Below are 19,338 nucleotides of genomic sequence, written 5' to 3' on the forward strand. Positions count from 1 at the left end.
TCGACCATTGACCATACGCCATTGACTATAGTCCATACGCCATTGACCATAATCCATACGCCATTGACTATAGTCTATACGCCATCGTCCATAGGCCATCGACCATGGACCATAGTCCATCACACATCCGTTTCGCCTGTTTCTTTTTTATACGCCTTGATAAAAATAGCGCCGAGATTTTTATAAGGAGGGATGTAGTCTTCAAATCCTGCGACATTTGCGCGGCTCTTGAATTCCTTCCAGAACGGGATCCAGTCAATATCAGACCCGGTTCTCAGCTTTTCGGTCAACAGGTAAAAGAAGGGTTTATTGATCGCGGTGCGGCCGATCTGCTTTGACGCAATGATATGCGCGTCATCCGATTTTCTCAGGATGGAATCGATCAGGTTAAAGCCGCCACAAGATCCCATGAACACAATCTTGGAAGTGGGCGCCATGTATCCGATGGTTGCCTCCGCGTAGTAGCTATGTCCCCGGTGTATCGTCACGGTAGGGTGCAGGTTCTGCTCGTCCAGGTAGGCATTCAGGGCCTGCTGTGCCTTATCATCCAGTCCTTTATTTTCATCCAGCGGACGGTTGGCGTAGATAGACACCGGCTTGCCTTTTACCGACCGGATAACGACCCACTGTTTGTTGCTGCCGTCGATCTTCCAGTTGCCGCCACCAAACATATTGAGAAAGCCATTAAAAATGTTTCTGCCATCCTGGTCGCCATAGAAAAACACCTGTGAGATCACTTCTCCTTTTTCATTGGTAAGGGAGGAGAATGGTACATTGTACACCGGCGGAATTTCCAGTTCGCTGGTCAGGTCGACATGATTCGATGAGTCGGCGGAAAGAAACAGGTTGTGTAAAATATCATAGATGGCAATGCCTTTGGGATTGTTTTCTCTTTTGTTGCGATCCAGGTTGTCCTTCACATTTGCCAGCATGTCTTTAGCCAGATCGGGTAAGGTCTCAGCTACGCTGGCATAAGAGTCTGCGACATCCACACCGTCTTCCAGGCCATCGCTTTTTTCCAGCCCGGTAACAAATGACTTCATCAGGTCGTGCGCGTCGGAAGCATTGGAAAAGCTGCCCAGGAAGTCTCTCAGCGTGTTGTAGGCCGCTGCCTGGCTGATAAATTTGCGGTAATGGTCAAAGTTCAGCTTCTTCAATAGTTCATCACCTTTTCTGTCGGCTTTGCGCATCATCAGCGGGTAGACTCCGTTTGTATAGCTGCTGGTATAGATCAGTCCATTGGTCAATACGGCCACATAATACAACTCTTCGGCCGTGAGCGGCTGGAGACAGCGGAAGCGAACGGCATCCGGTCTTTCGTGGAGGCCATTGATCTTCGCTACAAAATCATCCTTAGCTTTTTGTTCCAGCTTTCTTAGCAGGCTGGTGTGACCCAGCGCCGTATCGCCGTTCATCGCGCGTTGCGTGTAATCCATCTGGGTTTGCACGAGAAGGCGGAAATATTGCACGGGGTCGTTTTTAGCCTTGTCGATTTCTTCCATGGTAATTTTGCCCTTTACAATATTGTCGAGGAAGGGAAAATAGAACTGGCCACTTTTATTAGGATTGCGGGCCATGGCCACGACGCTGACGATCAGCGGGTCATCTTCAATGTTCTGAATGCGATAGCTGAGTTTATTGTTCGCCTGGGCATAATCATAGATGAGGTGAGGATAGCGGTGTCCGATGGAGCGGATGAGGCTATCCGCCACTGATGCTTCCGGATAAGTTCGAAGGGCGGCAAAGGTTTTTTCAGGGTACCTGTCTGCCAGTTTCAGCAGCATCAGGTCGCGCACTTCGTTGTTATCAGCGTGATCTTTAAAGAAATCGGGTTGTAAGGCGGCATTGGCAATATCGTAGGAAAGTGGGCGGATAATACTGGCAATGGACTCCTTTTTTGTATTGGCTTGCATCAGCCGTTTATAGGTGGCGATGATCTGCGGTAAATACTGGATGGAAGACTGGCTGCTGCGGCTATACGTCTTTACATGCCGGAGAATCTGTGTCAGCCCGTCCAGGTAATTCGCTTTCAGCCGTTGATCAATCGAATCATTCGTTTCGATCTCATATTGAAGAAAATCCACCCGCTTGGTTGCCGCGTCTGTCACGGCAGCATTCAATTGGGCATCGTTGGAGATGGTCAGTATCTTATCGGCTTTCCCGTCGATCGAGAGCAATGCAGCCTGGTCTTTATCGACCTTTTCCTGCAACATTTGCCGGTTAATGGCCACAGTATAGGCGGGCACGGTATCGACTACCACTACTTTTTCAGGCTCTTCTCTTTTTCGTTTTTTTCTCTTGAACAGTTGGGAATGGGCATCGGCGGAAAAGAAGAGCAGCAGCAGGAGGACGGGGAGGGATCTTTTGAAATACATATTCGATAATAATTTCATAGCATGATGTCTGGGTAAGATCAAAAATTATCAGATTATTAAAAAGTATGGGAAAAGAAGCAATAATTAAGCCGTTTTTTGATAAAAACGATGTACTGATAACGATCCGGGTAAGCGTTTCGCATATTAAATTTACATTAAGTTGGAGGGGAAGAACGGGCTGGGGTATCGATATAAAACAAATTACCGTTACGTTTGCTTTAAATTATCATTAAAATGGAAAAGGGCCACAAAATCCTGATTGCAGACGATGAGCCGGATATTCTGGAAATTTTATCCTACAATCTTGAGAAAGAAGGATATACAGTAATCACTGCAAGAGACGGGGACGAGGCGATTGAGAAAGCTTATCAAAGCAAACCCAACCTGATCATATTGGACATGATGATGCCGAAAAAAACGGGGGTGCAGGTTTGCCAGGTGTTGCGGGCGCAAACCGCTTTCAAAGACACGCTGATCATGTTCCTGACGGCGCTGAACGACGAAATCACCCAGGTGCGCGGCCTGGAAACCGGAGCCGACGACTACGTGAGCAAGCCGGTGAGCCCGAAAGTTTTATTAAGCCGCGTGGCTGCCCTGCTGCGTCGCGTGCACAAAGACAATTCGAAAGCGGTGAAAGTCGGTAATATCAATATCGATCCGGAGAAGTTTTTGGTGCAGGTGGACGACAAAGAGATCGTACTAGCCAAAAAAGAGTTTGAGCTGCTGTACCTCCTCGCGCTGAAGCCCGGTCGCGTTTTCCTGAGAAACGAAATCCTGAATGCGATCTGGGGTAACGATGTAATTGTCGGAGACAGGACCATCGACGTGCACATCCGGAAGATCCGGCAGAAACTGGACATGGACTGTATCACCACCGTAAAAGGTGTGGGGTATAAGTTTGAGATTTAAAAGATCACCCAATGGCAACAGCTTTCCCGCCGCGGTTTCATCCGGCAGGCGGAGGTTTATGTTGCCGGTTTATCACCGAAGGAATGAATCCTAAAAACCTTTCTCCCAAGCAATTATCCTTCTATACGGCCCTCGCGTTAGCGGTGCCCGTCAGCCTGTTGTTATATATCGTCGACCAGCGATGGATGTTCACCTTAGTAGCTTTTGTCGTGTTGCTGGCAGGAGGCTATTTCCTGATCTCCTTTGTGCTGGACAATTTCATCTACCGGAAGATAAAGCTGATCTATAAATTCATCTACCAGACGAAGGCTACCAAGCGGGAAGAAACCTATTACAAATACATTCTTCCTAAAAAGAGTATCGGAGAAGTAACGGAAGATGTGGAGGCCTGGGCACAGGAGAATCAAAAGCAAATGGATCAGTTGCGGGCCAATGAGCAGTTCAGGCGGGAGTTTCTGCAAAACCTGTCGCACGAGTTCAAAACACCGATCTTCACGATCCAGAGCTACGTGGACACTTTGTTGCAGGACGAGCCGGACAGCCCGGCGTTGCGCCGGAAGTTCCTGGAAAAAACCTCGCGAAACGTGGAGCGGCTCACGGCACTGTTGAGCGACCTGGACGAAATCTCCAGCCTGGAACGCGGAGAGCTGGTGCTGGTAAAAACCAATTTTATCGTTCAGGACCTGTTGAAAGACACTTTTGAAAGCATATCGATAAAAGCAGAATCTAAAAATATCAGCTTCAGCATCAAGAAAGGTTGTGAAGCCTGGATCATTGTCAACGCCGATAAGGAAAAGATCCGCCAGGTGGTGCTTAATCTTTTTGAAAACGCCATTAAATACGGGAAGAAAAATGGTACGATCAAAGCGGGCATTTATCGGACGGATGACAAGCGCATCCTGATCGAAGTGAGCGACGATGGGGTAGGCATCGCAGAAAAAAATCTCCCGCGCATCTTTGAGCGCTTCTACAGGACTGATGTTGGGCGGAGCATGGACGCGACCGGCAGCGGGCTGGGACTTGCTATCTGTAAACATATTATCGAGGCGCACAACCAAACCATTCACATCCGAAGCACACCAGATATCGGAACAACCGTTGGATTTACGTTAAGAGCGAAAAAAGATTAGGACTCTATCAGCCGGGGATCTTCACATACACCCATTTGGATCCGGCGTCTGTAGGGAAATATCCCTGCATCGTGTAAAGGGTATCTCTGGAAATTTCAAAGTAGACCTTCGGATTATCGACGCCATCAAACTGAATCCTGGAGCCGTATCGTCCTCTCGGGATGACCAAGCCAACAGATTCTTCAACACCCGGATCATCTACAATCTGATATTTCCCGGACTTTTTTAATTTACCTGTCTCGAATTCGGAGTAGTTATTGCCCTTAAACTCTAAACGGTTGCCGTTACCTGGTTCAAATGTGCGAGACATCTGACTGTAAGCAGCTCTCAATTCCCACCTGCCGTGTAAATCTCGGTTTTGGGTGACGGTTGAATTTTTTTTACAGCTGAAAAAAGATACTACAAGGGTTGCGACAAGAACTGTGTATTTCATGTTAATTAAGGTGTTATATATGCTATATAACGGGAATTTATCTAAAAACGCAACACCTCTATTAATGGCTACATCGGACCATGAACACCCAATTTAAAATTCCGTTGTTCTACTTCAACCTTCCGACTTTCAACCTCCCTACCCCTTATTCGCCAACTGCCCGCAGGCAGCATCAATATCCTTTCCGCGGCTGCGGCGCAGGCGGACATTCACCCTGTTCTTTTCCAGGTAACGCATGAAGGCGTCGACCTTTTCTTCAGATGGTTTGGTAAACTGAGCAAACTCAATCGGGTTGTATTCAATCAGGTTTACCAGGTCAGAAGGCACCTGGCGGTAGATCTTGATCAGTTCATCCGCATCTTCCAGGGAGTCGTTGAAATTATTAAACAGGATATATTCAAATGTAATCTCGTTCTTGGTCTGCTTATAAAAGTAGTTAAGAGCCTCCACCAGTGACTTGATGTTGTTACTGTCATTGATCGGCATGATCTCGTGTCGCTTTTTATCCGTCGCCGCGTGGAGCGATAGCGCCAGCTTAAATTTCACTTTGTCATCGCCCAGTTGTTTGATCATCTTGGCTACACCCGCTGTCGAAACGGTGATCCGGCGCGGGCTCATGCCCAGGCCCTCCGGCGAGGTGATCTTTTCGATCGCTTTCAACACATTCCTGTAGTTCAGCAGCGGCTCGCCCATACCCATAAAGACGATATTGGTCAGCTTCTTATCATACACTTCAAGGGATTGCTGATTGATCAGCGCCACCTCGTCAAATATTTCGTCGAAGTTCAGATTGCGCTTCCTTTCGAGATAGCCGGTCGCGCAGAATTTACAGCTCAGGCTACATCCGATCTGCGAGCTCACGCAGGCCGTTTTCCGTTCTTCCGTAGGAATTAAAACGCCTTCAGTCAGGTGGCCTTCTGTGGTCCGAAAGCGCGATTTGATCGTTCCGTCTTCAGAATGCTGCGTAGTATCTACCTTGATGGCGGGAAAAGAGAACTGGTTGGAAAGCTTCTGGCGCAGGTCTTTGCTGATATTGGTCATTTCCTCGAATGACTGTACGGGCTTCAGCCACAGCCAGTCATACACCTGCTTTGCCCGGAATTTTTTCTCACCGATCGATAAAAAATATTTTTCCAGCTGATCCAATGTCAGATCCCTGATGTTCTGTTTTCCTGAAGCCATTATGCAAAGATACGTGAGGTTGCCCATAGTCTATAGACCATTGTCCATGCCTATTGCCTATTTTTCTATCTTTGCGCCCATGAAGATTTTGATGGTCTGTTTGGGAAATATTTGCCGCAGCCCCCTGGCTGAGGGTATTTTACAGCATAAGGCCGATGCAGCCGGCCTCGATTGGACAGTGGATAGCGCAGGCACGAACGGATATCATGTCGGGGAAGCGCCTCACCAGCTTTCTCAAAAGGTCGCTAAAGCGAAAGGGTTGGATATCAGCGGACAATGTGCGCGTCGCTTTGTCGTTGATGACTTTGAAGCATACGACAAGATCTACGCAATGGCCGAAGATGTGATAGATGAAATGAAATGGATCGCCAAAGGAAGGTTCGACGAGACGAAAGTGGAGTTGCTGATGAACGAACTGTACCCCGGAAAGAATATGGATGTTCCGGATCCCTGGTACGGACCGGAGCCCGGTTATCACGATGTTTATGATATGATCGACCAGGCCTGCGATGCGATAATTAAGAAGTATAAATAAGAGGACAGTTGAGAGTTCACCGTTGACAGTAAAAATGCAAGTGCAAGTGCAAGTGTAGAATGAATATTAGCATCTAATCAGTCAACTTTCATCAGTCAACCGACAACTAAAGGATAAGAGGACAGTTGAGAGCTCACCGTTGACAGAAAAAATGCAAGTGTAGAAGAGCATTAGCATCTAATCAGTCAACTTTCATCTGTCAACTGACAACTAAAGGATAAGAGGACAGTTGAGAGCTCACCGTTGACAGTTAAAAAATGCAAGTGTAGAATGAGTATTAGCATCTAATCAGTCAACTTTCATCTGTCAACCGACAACTAAAGAAATGAAACCAACGATACCACAGGGAACCCGTGATTTTGGTGCAGATACCGTGCGTAAGCGCCAATTTATTTTTAATACGATACAATCCGTTTTTGAGTTATATGGTTTTCAGCCGCTGGAAACACCGGCCATGGAAAATCTGGATACCCTGATGGGTAAATATGGAGAAGAAGGGGATAAGCTGATCTTTAAGATCCTGAACAACGGACTGGATAATGAAGCCAAGTTCGAAAAAACCCGAGCGGGCTTTGATAAAGTCCTGGAAGGAAAGTCGAGCAAAGACATTACCGAGCGGGCGCTTCGTTATGATCTCACCATTCCGTTTGCCCGCTATGTGGCCATGAATCACCAGCAATTGCCGATGCCTTTCAAGCGCTACCAGATGCAGCCCGTATGGAGGGCCGACCGTCCGCAAAAAGGGCGATACCGCGAGTTCTATCAGTGTGATGCAGATGTGGTGGGCAGCCGGTCGTTGCTGAACGAGATCGAATTGATCCACATCTACGCTACGGTTTTCAACAAGCTGAATATTGACATTGAGCTCAGGGTTAACAACCGTAAAGTGCTGGCCGCTTTAGCAGAGGTTTGCGGCGGGGCCGACAAGCTGACCGACATTACGATCGCTATCGACAAGCTCGATAAAATTGGTATTGAAAAAGTAAAAGAAGAATTATCAGGCAGAGGGTTGACGGATCTTCAGATCCGGATCATCGAATCTTTTCTTTCCATAACCGGCAGCAACGAAGAAAAATTAGAGCAACTTCAGCATATTTTTGCAGGTAACGAAACAGGTTTAAAAGGAATCGAAGAACTGCAATATCTTGTAAAAAGCTGCCAACCGTCAACCGTCAACTGTCAACTTGTTCTTGACCTCACCCTGGCGCGCGGCCTGAACTACTACACCGGCACCATCTTCGAAATCAAAGCACGAAACGTGCAGATCGGCAGCATTGGAGGCGGTGGTCGTTACGATGATCTTACCGGCTTGTTTGGGGTTCCGAATATCCCCGGCGTAGGCATCTCCTTTGGCGTTGACCGGATCTACGATGTGATGAGCGAGCTCGATCTTTTTCCCGGGGAAGTGGCTGCCGGAACCCGGCTGTTATTCTTCAACCTGGGTGAAGCCGAAGTTGCTAAAGCCATGGAGCTGGCGCAGCAGCTGCGTTCCAGCGGTATCGCCTGCGAAGTATACCACGAAAACAGCAAGTTTGACAAGCAATTTAAATACGCTGAAAAGAAGGCCATTCCCTATGTAGGCATCCTCGGCAGCAAGGAGCTGGAGCAAGGCATCGTGAATATCAAAAACCTGGAGACGGGCGATCAGCAGCAGGTAAGTTTTGTGAGCGGAGATTTATCAGACTTTTTTAATTAGCGGAACATCTGGTCTGACCGTCCCGGTCTGACCAGATATTTAATGGACAGCCTTACTTAAACTTTCCATGTTTTTAAAATTGGTTTATCGTCGTTTCGACCGATGTTTACCTCAAAGCAAAACGAGTGCCGGAGTGGATGGGGAGGAATCTTCTGAACAACAAGAAGATGGCTCGGCTTCCCGTCCCCGCCAGATGGATCTTTCGGGCTGGCGAACGGGTTCGTCCGGGCGGGCACTGCGTTACGCTCGCAACGACGTGTGTTGGTGTTCTTTAGTTCGACAGTTGGATCGTTTATATAGGTTGCCATATATTCCACCAATCAAGTGTGCGACGCAATTTCGTTGCCATATATTTACTGTTGATATCATAGAAAACCCCATTCATTTTTTTTAAAGTAATTTTCTCCTCTGTCCGTTTACTAATTCAATGGCGGACGGAATTGCAATAATGGCTGATGACAAGAAGCAAAATATTGTTGACACTGTAGCAAATTACAGTAAGCGGCTTTTTGGATTCATTCGCGGGAAGGTCAACACCGACGCGGATGCAGAAGACATTTTGCAGGATGTTTGGTATCAGTTTGCCAATACGTCTGCCACGCAGACGATAGAAGAGGTCAGTGGCTGGCTGTTCGCTGTTGCGCGCAACAAGATCACGGACCGCTACCGCAAAAAAAAGCCGGATCTGATCGATGATTATCAATACGAAGGGGAAGACGGCGAATTTCATTTCAAGGATATTTTACTGGCTATAAATGACAACCCCGAGCTGGAAGATTTTAAAGAACTGTTTTGGGAGTCATTGTTTGATGCGCTGGAAGAACTGCCGGTGGCGCAACGGGAAGCTTTTATTCTCAACGAGATGGAAGACATGACTTTGCAGGAGATTGCTGATAAAAGCGGTGAAAGTATCAAAACGGTGATCAGCCGCAAGCGCTACGCCGTACAGCATCTTCGCAAACGGCTTCAGTATTTGTACAACGAACTAATTAATTTTTAAAAATATTTTTATGAACAAAAGAAAATGCGGGCGACCGCCCAAATTTGTGATCGCGTTTTGCGCCATAGCCGCGATTTTTATATTCAGTGCCATTGTAATGCTGCTGTGGAATGCCATCCTTCCTGATGTGCTGGCAGTGAACCCCGTAAATTACTGGCAGGCCATGGGCATCCTGATCTTAAGCAAAATACTGTTCAGCGGATTTGGCGGTCCGAAAGGACGAGGCCGCTTCAGATCGCCGGGCGATCTGCGCGAAAAATTCCGCAGCATGAGCGACGAGGAAAGAACCCGCTTCAAGGAAGAGTGGAAACAGCGATGCCGGGGCCGGTTCTAGTGCGTTTTTCTCACCTCGCGCAGCTTAAAACATTTTCGAAACCCTTACGCCTTAAACGTGAGGGTTTCGCCGTTTTTAACCATGATCACCTGGTGCGCCAGTCCAATAAATAATCCGTGCTCCACCACACCCACGATGCTGTTCAACTGCTCCTGAAGCACCGCCGGATGCTCGATCAGGCCGAAGTCGGCGTCGATGATCACATTTCCCTGGTCCGTAATATATTCTTTCCCTTGTCCGACCCCGTCATCGGGGCGGGCGTCTTTCATCCGGATCATGCCGATGCCGCCGATCACCTGTAGCTGCCGCATCACGTAAGCTTTAGCAAAAGGGATTACTTCTATCGGTACTTTAAATTTTCCCAATTGATGCACCAGCTTTGAGCTGTCCGTCACAATGATCTGTTTTTTAGTCAGGGACGCCACGATCTTTTCACGCAGCAGTGCGCCGCCGCCACCTTTGATGAGTTCGAGGTTTTGGGTAAATTCGTCAGCGCCGTCAATGGTGATATCAATCGAATCGATCGTATTGATATCTACCATTGGAATGCCGAGTTCAGCAGACATTTGCCGTGTTTGTTCTGAAGTGGGCACCGTCTGAATGTTCATGCCGTTTTTGATCATATCACCAACCGCCTGAATGGCGTAATAGGCCGTAGACCCGGTTCCCAGTCCCACGATCATTCCGCCTTTAATTTCTTTCACGGCTTCCAGTGCCGCCATCTGCTTTTCGTTATTTGCTTGAGCCATAATTTTTTTTATGTCTGATATCCGATGTTGGATGTCTGATATCTGATGTACGTTTTTAAAACAGGGCATTCGCTTATTAGTAATGATGATCAATCCCCGTCCATGGCCTGCAACAAAATAGCGCAGGCTTTTTCAATCTCGGCTTCGGTGATCGTCAGCGGCGGACAGATCCGCAGGCAGTTAGAAGCGAAGAGAAACCAATCCGTGAATGCTCCGGATGCGATGGCCCGGTCGATGATCTTTTTGTTGGTCTCAAAACTGTCAAACGCCACTGCCATTAACAAGCCAAAGCTATTGACAGAGCGTATTTTATCGTGTTTCAGCAAGGATAAAAAAAGCTGCTCCTTTTGTGAAACGGATTCGTAAAGTTTTTCGGTCGTCAGCACCTGCAACGCTGCAAGACCGGCGGCGCAACATACCGGATGTCCGCCGAAAGTAGTGATGTGACCCAACACCGGGTTGTCGGCCAGCGTCATCATGAGTTCCCTGTCAGCCACAAAAGCCCCCAGTGGCATACCGCCACCTAAGGCTTTGCCTAATAAGACCACATCAGGCACAACATCAAAATGCTCAAAGCCCCAAAGCTTACCCGTCCTTCCGAAGCCGGTTTGGATTTCATCCAGTATGAGCAAGGTGCCGGTTGCGGTGCAGCGTTCCCTGACCGCCTGTAACCAGTTGATATCAGGCGGATTGACGCCCGCTTCCGCCTGAACGGTTTCAAGAATGACGCAGGCCGTTTCATTGCTGATTTCTTCGATCAACACTTCGCTATTGTAAGGCAGGTGCAATATGCCCGGAAGCAAAGGCCGGTAAGCATTGCGCCAGTATTCGCTGCCGATAATACTCAAAGCTCCTTGAGTGGAGCCATGATAGGATTGATCGCAGGCAATGATCTTTGTACGATTCGTAGCTCTTTTAGCCAGTTTCATCGCGCCTTCAACGGCTTCCGCGCCGGAATTGGTAAAAAAAACGGCATTCAGTGAATCCGGTAAATGAAGGGCCAGTAAGGAAGCATACTGCACCTGCGGTGCTTCGACGAGCTCACCGTAGACCATGATATGCAGGTAGGCATCCAGTTGCTGATGGATGGCTTTAACGACTTCAGGATGGCGGTGCCCTACGTTTGCCACACTAATGCCGCCGATCAGGTCAATATACGTGCTTCCGTTCGCATCGAACAAGGTGCATCCCTCTGCTTTCACCACTTCCAGTGCCAGGGGGGCCGTAGAAGTCTGCGCCACATGACGTAAAAAAAGTTCCCGTTGGTTCATTGCCGCGAAGGTACAAAATGGACGACGGTTTTAATTGAGTGACAGTATGTAGGCCGCCATCATTTTTGCCTCCTCCATAGATAATTCCGGGTGAGACGTCATCACCGGGTAGCCCCAGCTTCTGCTGCCGCCGGATATAATTTTTCTTGCGAGGTAATCAAGATAAGCCTCGTTAATGGGATATCTCTTTGAAATATCTTTAAAAGCAGGTCCTACAGATTTTTCATCTTCCTTGTGGCAGGTGTTGCAATCCGAATAGCTGATCAGCACTTTTCCTTTTTCAACCAGTTCCGGGGAGACGTACTCGTCTTTTCCGGGTATCGGTTTGATATAACCGTTCGCAGATATGGCGCGAGGGCGCCCAGGTTCATTTTTGCAGCTGAAGGTAGAGATGGTTACCAAAACTAACACGATGCTTGTACACAAGGCAATAAGATTGCTGCCTGTCAAGCTCCTGCTTAGGAAAGCAAACCCGGGTCGCGCTAAATTATTTTCAAATCCCTGTGCTGTAGAACCACTCATCCGTTTTAAACAGGTATGTTTTCAACCAGGAGTTTATTGCCGGACTTATCGTAGTATGCGCACGTCTTTTGAGGAATAGAAACCAACCACTTTTCGATTCCCGATTTGGCCGCATCCTCACAAAAGGTGGGGTAATTGGTCTGGCCCTGCTGATGTGCTTTAAGATCCGACATCAATTTGCCCGCGTCAGAAGTGTCGGCGATGTCCAGGATTCCATACTTTGCTGGCGAAGTGATGATGTGATTGCCTGTGGCATCGTAGTAGACGCCATGCCCATCTGCAACAAATGTCTCATAATCCGAGACTCCTAATTCCTGCAGGTCCCGGATATAAGCAGGGAAGTCTGCGCCTGATCGTACTTTGCTGTGTGCCGATTGGATTTCTTCCAGGGTAAACATGGGCGTGGTTTTAATGGCAAAAGATCGCAAGCTTTTTTCAAAAATAAAAATACAATGATTTTACTGAAAATATGGTTGATCTGATCACCAACGGGGATTCACAAAACCTGACTTATGTGTAGGGAACTGCCTATTCTACCTCCGTATATTTTTCAATGATATCTTTTCTTGCCGGTGTCCAGCAGGTAATGATTTCGCCGGTTGGCGTGAGGCATTCCAGATTGTGTGGAAGGTCGGTATGCACATGCACCGAATCTCCGGCAGTTAAAATGGTCTTTTCATTGCCGTTAGTGGATTCAAATTTGCCGGAAAGCACGGTGTTCGCTTCCTGGTTGATGTGATGGTGTGTACCGCTAAAACCTTTGCCGGTAAACCATAGCCGGGCAATCATCATTTCATCGGTATAAGAGATCACCTGGAGGGTTACATCGTCATTAAGTGTATATTTCTTGTATTGCTTTTGCATGCCGTTGTTTTGATTTAAAAAATGTTTGGGTTCCTGGTTCGTTCGTTACAGGTCTTCAATGAATATAAGACTTTTTAATGTAAAAACCTCGTTGCTATTTATTCAAGGTTCTCAAGGCTTTTTTGATGATGTATTTTGTCTCGGTAGTGTTGCTCTCCGCTTCCCAGCGCTGGCAAAGGTCCTTTACAAATGCTGCTTGCGTCTTGCTCGCATCGTTCAGCCAGTTGCCTACGCTGTCCCGGACATATTTTGCTTCGTCTGATTTTAATGGCTCTAAGATGGGCAATGCCAGTTCGGGATGCTGTTTTAGTACTTCGATGTGCGCGCACCAGACGCCCCTGGGCCTGGTTGACTCTGTCGCAAAGCGCCTGATGTTTTCGTCGTTACTCCCGGTCCATGTGGAAAGTATGTCGATGCTTTCGCGAAGATGATCTGTTATTTTTGACCTTACAGCCATCCAGCAGACCTCCCTCACGCCGAAATGGCTATCAGCCGAAAACGGTTGAATTTGTTGCAGGATCTCTTTGATGTTTAACCGGTCATCTTTACCAATCACATACGTCGCCCAGCAACGAACCAGATCAGCGGCATGCTTCGACATCGTCTCCATAAACTCCTGGTCATTGTGTTGCGTGGTTTGCTCAAAAAGGCCCGTTCCTATAGCCTCGTTTACGGTGTTGACCGCTTGCTTTTTGAGCTGGCTGATCTTTTTCAAAACGGGCTTCAGGTATGCCGTTCGCTGATGTTGGTGAAGTACATTTTCCAGCAGCAGTCGCTGGTCTACGGCCAGCCACTCTACGAGATTGGCGGTTTCGATAGCGCCTTTATTTAACTGTTGCAAAATATCCGCCGGAATGTCTTTTATGGAGCGCGCTCCTTTTCGTTGGATTGAAGTCATACAATTTTGATTTTTTCAAGAAGAATCAGGTTTAGCGGGTTTCTTAGCGATGTTGCTAACAGTTTTCGGTCAGATCGTTATTTAGTTCCGACTATTTTGATATCCTTGTTCGTTACTTCGATCGCCTGTGTATTGCTGATCGGAATAAGGTCGATCTGGTCTTTATACTCGTTTAGTATTTTGGCTGCTACCTGCTTAAAAGGTTCATTTGAATAGTGCGGTAATGTAAAAAAGTCAACAATGGCTAAAGCATTGTAATCCGATAGTTGATCAGCTTTTCTTTTATCATCCATTTTTTCGATGTAACCTATGTTTTTTGACATAATGATCGCCCCCGCCGAAGCGCCGATATACAGCTTTCCTTTTTTAATCGCTTCAAGGAGCGTTTTGTCTGTTCCCGAATTCTTTAACTCCTGCAGTAAATAGAATGTGTTGCCACCGGAGATATAAATAAAATCATTTCTTTCTATCTTTTCCTTAACTGTATTCTTCGATTCAACCGATACATCTAACGGGTCTACAGCTATGCCAAGCTGTTCGAAAGCCTGCCGGTCCCTGGTTACATAATCTTTGTATGTTTCGGGGTTACTTGCTGTTGGGATAAACGTAATGGTTTTACCTTTTAACTTCTCACCGATAAAAGGAGCCAGATAGTTCGCAACATCAACGAACGAAGAGCAAAGAAAAAGTTTCATTATTATTCTGTTTTACTTAAAGACATTTATTAGTTTCTATTAAGATAATCATTCCACCACACTCAAAAATTCATCCTGATTGGAAACCACGATGATGGATTGGATTTTCCCGTCCGCAGATACTTCTAAATATTGTGCTTCCCGTACTTCAAAGGCTTTTTTTGTGGGTTGATACGTCTTGTTTTTGTAGGTGTAAACGCCGTCGTGATTACCATGCATTGTATAGCCAATGGCAGAACGGTTGGCTTCTGTGACGCTTCGGTCTAATTGGTAAGTGATATTAGAAAATGCGGCAACGCGATTTTTAAGGGTGTCAATAAATGCGGATGAGCCGCTGATCATATCCCCGTTCCAATTAACCTTTACATGGCTTGCCAGTAACTTTTCCAAGCCTTCCCAGTTGCGGAAATTGAAATGCCTTACATAAAGGTCAGCTGTTGCCGATGTAACTGCTTTGGGAACAGTAGGGTCAATAGAATAAAGTGATACGTTCTGATGATTTCCGACGGTATCCTCACCCTTTATTTGCGCTTTCAATTTATCCAGTTGTGTAATGGTCAACAAATCTTTCATCAATCCGTTTTCGTCCATCACAAAAAACTCTGCGCTCATCGCTTCCACCTTATTTCCCGTGGGCGGCAAATCCCCGAATGGGCCTTTTTGTACGCCCTGCAATAAGTAATGCACGGCAGCAACATTATCTTCAACGATTACAATCCGGTCCCTGAGTTGCATGCCTGGAAACGGGACGTCATACCGTTTGATTCGTTGTACAAAATTGTCGCGGCCCACCAGAATGGCGTTGTTGGAATTGACATAAATGTCTTCCGTTACCAACGGCCCGTTTTTATCGAACTCGCCCGCACTGAAATTCTTGTGAAAGCTTGACCCGTTAGCTCGTACCAGGTTGGTGTAATCTGAGATTGTCTTTTCTGCATGCATAGTTGATGGATTGTTTTTGGCTTGATCGCAGGAGTTAAATACTGTGGCCGCCATGAAGATGGGTAATAAGTTTCTCATGTCAATAAATTGTTGAATGCCCAGGGATCGCACTGATTGCGGATTGTAAGCACAGATGTACAGTAATATTTGGTCGACGCACAATGTACACATTTTTTTTAAGAGTATGTGACGGGCCTCGTTCTGATGCACTGGAAAGTGATTTGTCCGGATCTCCGGTTAAAAATTTGCTGTAAGTTTGTTAGCATTCAGCTATATGAACAACGCACATAACACAATTAGAATTGTTACGGCCGCGTCCCTGTTTGACGGCCATGATGCTGCAATTAACATCATGCGGCGCATCCTGCAAAGTAAAGGAGTGGAGGTCATCCATCTCGGACATAACCGTAGCGTTCACGAAATTGTGGAATGCGCTGTTGAAGAAGATGCGCACGCGGTAGCTATTACCAGTTACCAGGGCGGTCACCTCGAGTTTTTCAAATACATGTATGATATGTTGGGGCAAGCGGGATGCGGACATATCAGGATCTTTGGTGGCGGTGGAGGTACGATTCTTCCTGCGGAGATGGAAGAGCTGCATGCTTATGGTATTGAACGGATCTATTCGCCCGATGATGGGCGCAGCATGGGTTTGGAAGGAATGATTGAAGACCTGTTGAATCGCATTAAAAGACATGCTGCTGATTTCTTGAAAGCTCCCGATGCCTGGCTGGACGAAGCGCCGTTGCGGGAAGCAAAGGACATCCGGAAGATCGCAAGGGCGATCACTTTAGCTGAGTCAGGTGAAAAAACTGTGTTACGTCAGAACATTAAGAATGATGCAGTGGTGCTGGGCATCACGGGTACCGGCGGCGCAGGCAAGTCTTCCGTGACAGATGAATTGGTAAGGAGATTTTTACGAAGGTATCAGGACAAAACCATCGCGGTTATCTCAGTCGATCCTTCCAGGAAAAAAACGGGCGGCGCTTTATTGGGCGACCGCATCCGCATGAATGCTATTTCTCATCCGCGCGCCTACATGCGGTCTATGGCAACCAGGAACGATCATATGGCGCTGAGTAAAACGGCCACGGAAGCCATTCATATTTGTCGGGAAGCCGGGTTTGACCTGATCATTTTAGAAAGCGCGGGCGTTGGACAAAGCGATGCGTCTATTGTCGAATATTGTGATGTAAGTATGTATGTCATGACGCCGGAATATGGCGCCGCATCTCAATTGGAGAAGATCAATATGCTCGATTATGCTGATATCGTTTGCATTAACAAGTTTGATAAGCCCGGCGCGCAGGACGCGTTAACAGACGTTAAAAAGCAGTATAAACGCAATCACCAGTTATGGTCAGCCCATGACGCCGATCTTCCGGTGATCGGCACCGTCGCGGCACAATTCAATGACACAGGTGTGAACGGGTTGTTCGAACAAACGCTACGAATTATCGAAGAAAAAAAAGGCGTTCGTTTTGATGAGAAAGAAGAACAAGCCACTCATGAAGCGTCAATCAGTGAACCATCTCACACGATCCCTCCAAAGCAGGTCCGATACCTGTCTGAGATCGTTGAAAGTATTACCGCCTACGACCGTTGGGTGCAAAGCCAATCAGCCATTGCCTCTCAACTATACCAACTGCATGGCGCGAAAGAACTGTTAACTGCATCTGAAGAAATCGACAAAAAGATCGGTGAGCTGTCTGCTCAACTGGATGTAGCCAATCAAAAACGGTTGAACGATTGGCCCTTGCTGAAGGAAATGTACCACAACTCCTTCTTTGAATATAAGGTTCGTGATAAAGTGATCCGCCAGCCGCTTGTCAGTGAATCGTTAAGCGGTTTAGCGATCAAGAAAGTCAGCCTTCCTGCCTATAAGGATTGGGGCGATATTTTAAAATGGCAGCTACAGGAAAACCTGCCGGGAAAGTTTCCCTTTGCAGCAGGCGTCTTTGAGCTGAGGCGGCAAAGTGAAGATCCGACGAGGATGTTTGCGGGCGAGGGTGGGCCGGAGCGCACCAACAGGCGGTTTCATTATGTAAGTGCCGGTCAGCCTGCCAGGCGACTCAGCACGGCCTTTGATAGCGTTACCCTGTATGGCGAAGATCCGGCAAGGCGTGCTGATATTTACGGGAAGGTGGGCAACAGCGGGGTTAGTATAGCAACGGTGGATGATGCAAAAAAGTTGTACAGCGGTTTTGATCTCTGCGATCCCGCGACATCCGTATCCATGACGATCAACGGTCCGGCACCCATCATACTCGCTTTCTTTTTAAATGCAGCAATTGATCAGCAATGTGAGAAATGGATAACGGACAATGGGCAATGGGCGATGGTCGATAGACTTGTCAGTGAGAAACGTAAAAGCATTCCTATTCCATCTTATTTTGGTGACTTACCAAAAGGTAACGATGGTTTGGGTTTAAAGTTGCTCGGCTTAAGCGGTGATGAAGTGTTGCCACCCGAGGCATACCGGAAAATAAAAGCCGATACGCTGGCCCGGGTTCGCGGCACGGTGCAGGCAGATATATTGAAGGAGGATCAGGCGCAAAACACCTGCATCTTCTCCACCGAATTTGCGCTGAAGCTGATGGGCGATGTCCAGGAGTATTTTATTCAGCATGAAGTGAGGAACTTTTACAGCGTCAGCATCAGCGGATATCATATTGCCGAAGCGGGTGCCAATCCTATCACACAGCTGGCTTTTACCCTGTCGAATGGATTTACCTATGTTGAATATTATTTAAGCCGGGGCATGCATATCGATGATTTCGCACCCAATCTTTCCTTTTTCTTCAGCAACGGGATGGATCCCGAATACAGCGTGATCGGCCGGGTGGCCCGCCGCATCTGGGCCAAAGCAATGAAGGAAAAATACGGGGCGAATGAGCGGTCACAAAAACTCAAATATCACATTCAGACCTCCGGCAGGAGCCTGCATGCCCAGGAGATCAAGTTTAATGATATACGAACGACGTTGCAGGCGCTCTATGCCGTGTATGATAACTGCAATTCTTTACACACGAACGCTTATGACGAAGCCATTACCACGCCGACCGAAGAAAGCGTGCGCCGCGCTATGGCCATCCAGCTGATCATTAACCGGGAGCTGGGTAGTGCAAAATCCGAGAATTTTTTACAGGGAAGTTTTGCTGTCGAAGAATTGACCGACCTTGTGGAAGCGGCTGTGCTGGCGGAGTTTGAGCGCATCAACGACCGGGGCGGGGTGCTGGGCGCTATGGAAAGGATGTACCAGCGCAATAAGATACAGGAGGAAAGCATGCATTATGAGATGCAGAAAAACACGGGAAACCTGCCGATCGTTGGCGTCAATACATTTTTGGATAAAAAAGGCAGCCCGACCCTTCTTCCTTCCGAAGTGATACGCAGCACCGGTGAAGAAAAAGACCGGCAGATCCACAACCTGGAAGCCTTCCACGAGCGCAACCAGGACTTGGCTGCAGCGGCACTACTTCGGTTAACAACAGCCGCCCTGGAAGAAAAGAACCTGTTTGAGGAGTTGATGGAATGCGTCAAATATTGCTCGCTCGGACAGATCACGCATGCACTTTATGAAGTGGGTGGCCAGTACAGGAGGAGCATGTAACGAGAATCGTCGGGCAATATCCCTGGTCATTCCTCGCCACGACGTGAAGGGCTTTCTGATCTCAGCGATTAAGTTTGCTGCAACCGCATGCGGCGATGGACTATTTCACAAGGGCATACCAGAACTTCAGCAATCGATCAATATTTGTTACCTCGCCTTTTTTAGTGCTCGTTTCGTGAAACTCAGATGA

Annotated in this window: 18 protein-coding genes; 7 read left to right on the forward strand and 11 right to left on the reverse strand. The window is 47.4% G+C overall.

The features are described from left to right. Window positions 1–119 precede the first annotated feature (119 nt). Window positions 120–2,393: a hypothetical protein gene (locus tag ACU37H_RS13795; RefSeq protein WP_472703526.1), complete on the reverse strand. Its 2,274-nt coding sequence runs from the start codon at window positions 2,391–2,393 to the stop codon at window positions 120–122. Window positions 2,394–2,609: 216 nt separating this feature from the next. On the opposite strand from ACU37H_RS13795, the gene ACU37H_RS13800 reads away from it, so the two are divergent. Together ACU37H_RS13800 and ACU37H_RS13805 are read left to right on the forward strand one after the other, a co-directional pair. Then, window positions 2,610–3,284: a response regulator gene (locus ACU37H_RS13800; protein WP_472703525.1), complete on the forward strand. Its 675-nt coding sequence runs from the start codon at window positions 2,610–2,612 to the stop codon at window positions 3,282–3,284. 11 nt (window positions 3,285–3,295) lie between these two features. After that, the gene (locus ACU37H_RS13805; RefSeq protein ID WP_472703524.1) at window positions 3,296–4,414 is read left to right on the forward strand and encodes a sensor histidine kinase; all 1,119 of its coding nucleotides are present in this window, start codon (window positions 3,296–3,298) and stop codon (window positions 4,412–4,414) included. 7 nt (window positions 4,415–4,421) lie between these two features. On the opposite strand, the gene ACU37H_RS13810 is transcribed toward ACU37H_RS13805, so the two are convergent. Both ACU37H_RS13810 and rlmN read right to left on the reverse strand, forming a co-directional pair. Further along, window positions 4,422–4,724, reverse strand: coding sequence for a hypothetical protein (locus tag ACU37H_RS13810; RefSeq protein WP_472703523.1), 303 nt, complete (start codon window positions 4,722–4,724; stop codon window positions 4,422–4,424). 261 nt (window positions 4,725–4,985) lie between these two features. Beyond that, window positions 4,986–6,029 carry a dual-specificity RNA methyltransferase RlmN gene (gene rlmN, locus ACU37H_RS13815; RefSeq protein ID WP_472703522.1) on the reverse strand — a complete coding sequence of 348 codons (1,044 nt, stop codon included), beginning with the start codon at window positions 6,027–6,029 and terminating at the stop codon, window positions 4,986–4,988. Window positions 6,030–6,108: 79 nt separating this feature from the next. On the opposite strand from rlmN, the gene ACU37H_RS13820 reads away from it, so the two are divergent. The 4 genes from ACU37H_RS13820 to ACU37H_RS13835 all read left to right on the forward strand — a co-directional run bounded on the left by ACU37H_RS13820 (window position 6,109) and on the right by ACU37H_RS13835 (window position 9,594). After that, window positions 6,109–6,564: a low molecular weight protein-tyrosine-phosphatase gene (locus ACU37H_RS13820; RefSeq protein WP_472703521.1), complete on the forward strand. Its 456-nt coding sequence runs from the start codon at window positions 6,109–6,111 to the stop codon at window positions 6,562–6,564. 325 nt (window positions 6,565–6,889) lie between these two features. Then, window positions 6,890–8,260, forward strand: coding sequence for a histidine--tRNA ligase (gene hisS, locus ACU37H_RS13825; RefSeq protein ID WP_472703520.1), 1,371 nt, complete (start codon window positions 6,890–6,892; stop codon window positions 8,258–8,260). Window positions 8,261–8,687: 427 nt separating this feature from the next. Then, complete coding sequence (locus tag ACU37H_RS13830) at window positions 8,688–9,260, forward strand: RNA polymerase sigma factor (RefSeq protein WP_472703519.1); 573 nt, start codon at window positions 8,688–8,690, stop codon at window positions 9,258–9,260. A 10-nt stretch (window positions 9,261–9,270) separates the two neighbouring features. Further along, on the forward strand, window positions 9,271–9,594 hold the full coding sequence (locus ACU37H_RS13835; protein ID WP_472703518.1) for a hypothetical protein: 324 nt from the start codon (window positions 9,271–9,273) through the stop codon (window positions 9,592–9,594). 44 nt (window positions 9,595–9,638) lie between these two features. On the opposite strand, the gene rpiA is transcribed toward ACU37H_RS13835, so the two are convergent. The 8 genes from rpiA to ACU37H_RS13875 all read right to left on the reverse strand — a co-directional run bounded on the left by rpiA (window position 9,639) and on the right by ACU37H_RS13875 (window position 15,613). Further along, complete coding sequence (rpiA, locus tag ACU37H_RS13840) at window positions 9,639–10,343, reverse strand: ribose-5-phosphate isomerase RpiA (RefSeq protein ID WP_472703517.1); 705 nt, start codon at window positions 10,341–10,343, stop codon at window positions 9,639–9,641. An 89-nt stretch (window positions 10,344–10,432) separates the two neighbouring features. Beyond that, a complete protein-coding gene (locus ACU37H_RS13845) occupies window positions 10,433–11,614 on the reverse strand; it encodes an aspartate aminotransferase family protein (RefSeq protein ID WP_472703516.1) in 1,182 nt (393 codons plus the stop codon). A 30-nt stretch (window positions 11,615–11,644) separates the two neighbouring features. Next, window positions 11,645–12,136 carry a c-type cytochrome gene (locus tag ACU37H_RS13850; RefSeq protein ID WP_472703515.1) on the reverse strand — a complete coding sequence of 164 codons (492 nt, stop codon included), beginning with the start codon at window positions 12,134–12,136 and terminating at the stop codon, window positions 11,645–11,647. 5 nt (window positions 12,137–12,141) lie between these two features. Beyond that, window positions 12,142–12,534: a DUF1398 domain-containing protein gene (locus ACU37H_RS13855; RefSeq protein ID WP_472703514.1), complete on the reverse strand. Its 393-nt coding sequence runs from the start codon at window positions 12,532–12,534 to the stop codon at window positions 12,142–12,144. Between the two features lie 130 nt (window positions 12,535–12,664). Beyond that, window positions 12,665–13,000: a cupin domain-containing protein gene (locus tag ACU37H_RS13860; RefSeq protein ID WP_472703513.1), complete on the reverse strand. Its 336-nt coding sequence runs from the start codon at window positions 12,998–13,000 to the stop codon at window positions 12,665–12,667. A gap of 94 nt (window positions 13,001–13,094) precedes the next feature. Beyond that, the gene (locus tag ACU37H_RS13865) at window positions 13,095–13,898 is read right to left on the reverse strand and encodes a DNA alkylation repair protein (RefSeq protein WP_472703512.1); all 804 of its coding nucleotides are present in this window, start codon (window positions 13,896–13,898) and stop codon (window positions 13,095–13,097) included. 77 nt (window positions 13,899–13,975) lie between these two features. Then, window positions 13,976–14,593 (reverse strand): Type 1 glutamine amidotransferase-like domain-containing protein, encoded by a 618-nt coding sequence (locus tag ACU37H_RS13870; RefSeq protein ID WP_472703511.1) that lies wholly within the window; start codon window positions 14,591–14,593, stop codon window positions 13,976–13,978. Between the two features lie 48 nt (window positions 14,594–14,641). Then, window positions 14,642–15,613 carry an ester cyclase gene (locus tag ACU37H_RS13875; protein ID WP_472703510.1) on the reverse strand — a complete coding sequence of 324 codons (972 nt, stop codon included), beginning with the start codon at window positions 15,611–15,613 and terminating at the stop codon, window positions 14,642–14,644. 196 nt (window positions 15,614–15,809) lie between these two features. Between ACU37H_RS13875 and ACU37H_RS13880 the strand changes: the two genes are divergently transcribed. After that, window positions 15,810–19,148: a methylmalonyl-CoA mutase family protein gene (locus ACU37H_RS13880; protein WP_472703509.1), complete on the forward strand. Its 3,339-nt coding sequence runs from the start codon at window positions 15,810–15,812 to the stop codon at window positions 19,146–19,148. The last annotated feature ends 190 nt before the right edge of the window (window positions 19,149–19,338 follow it).

It is taken from the genome of Niabella sp. ZPM-14 (genome assembly GCF_055693045.2).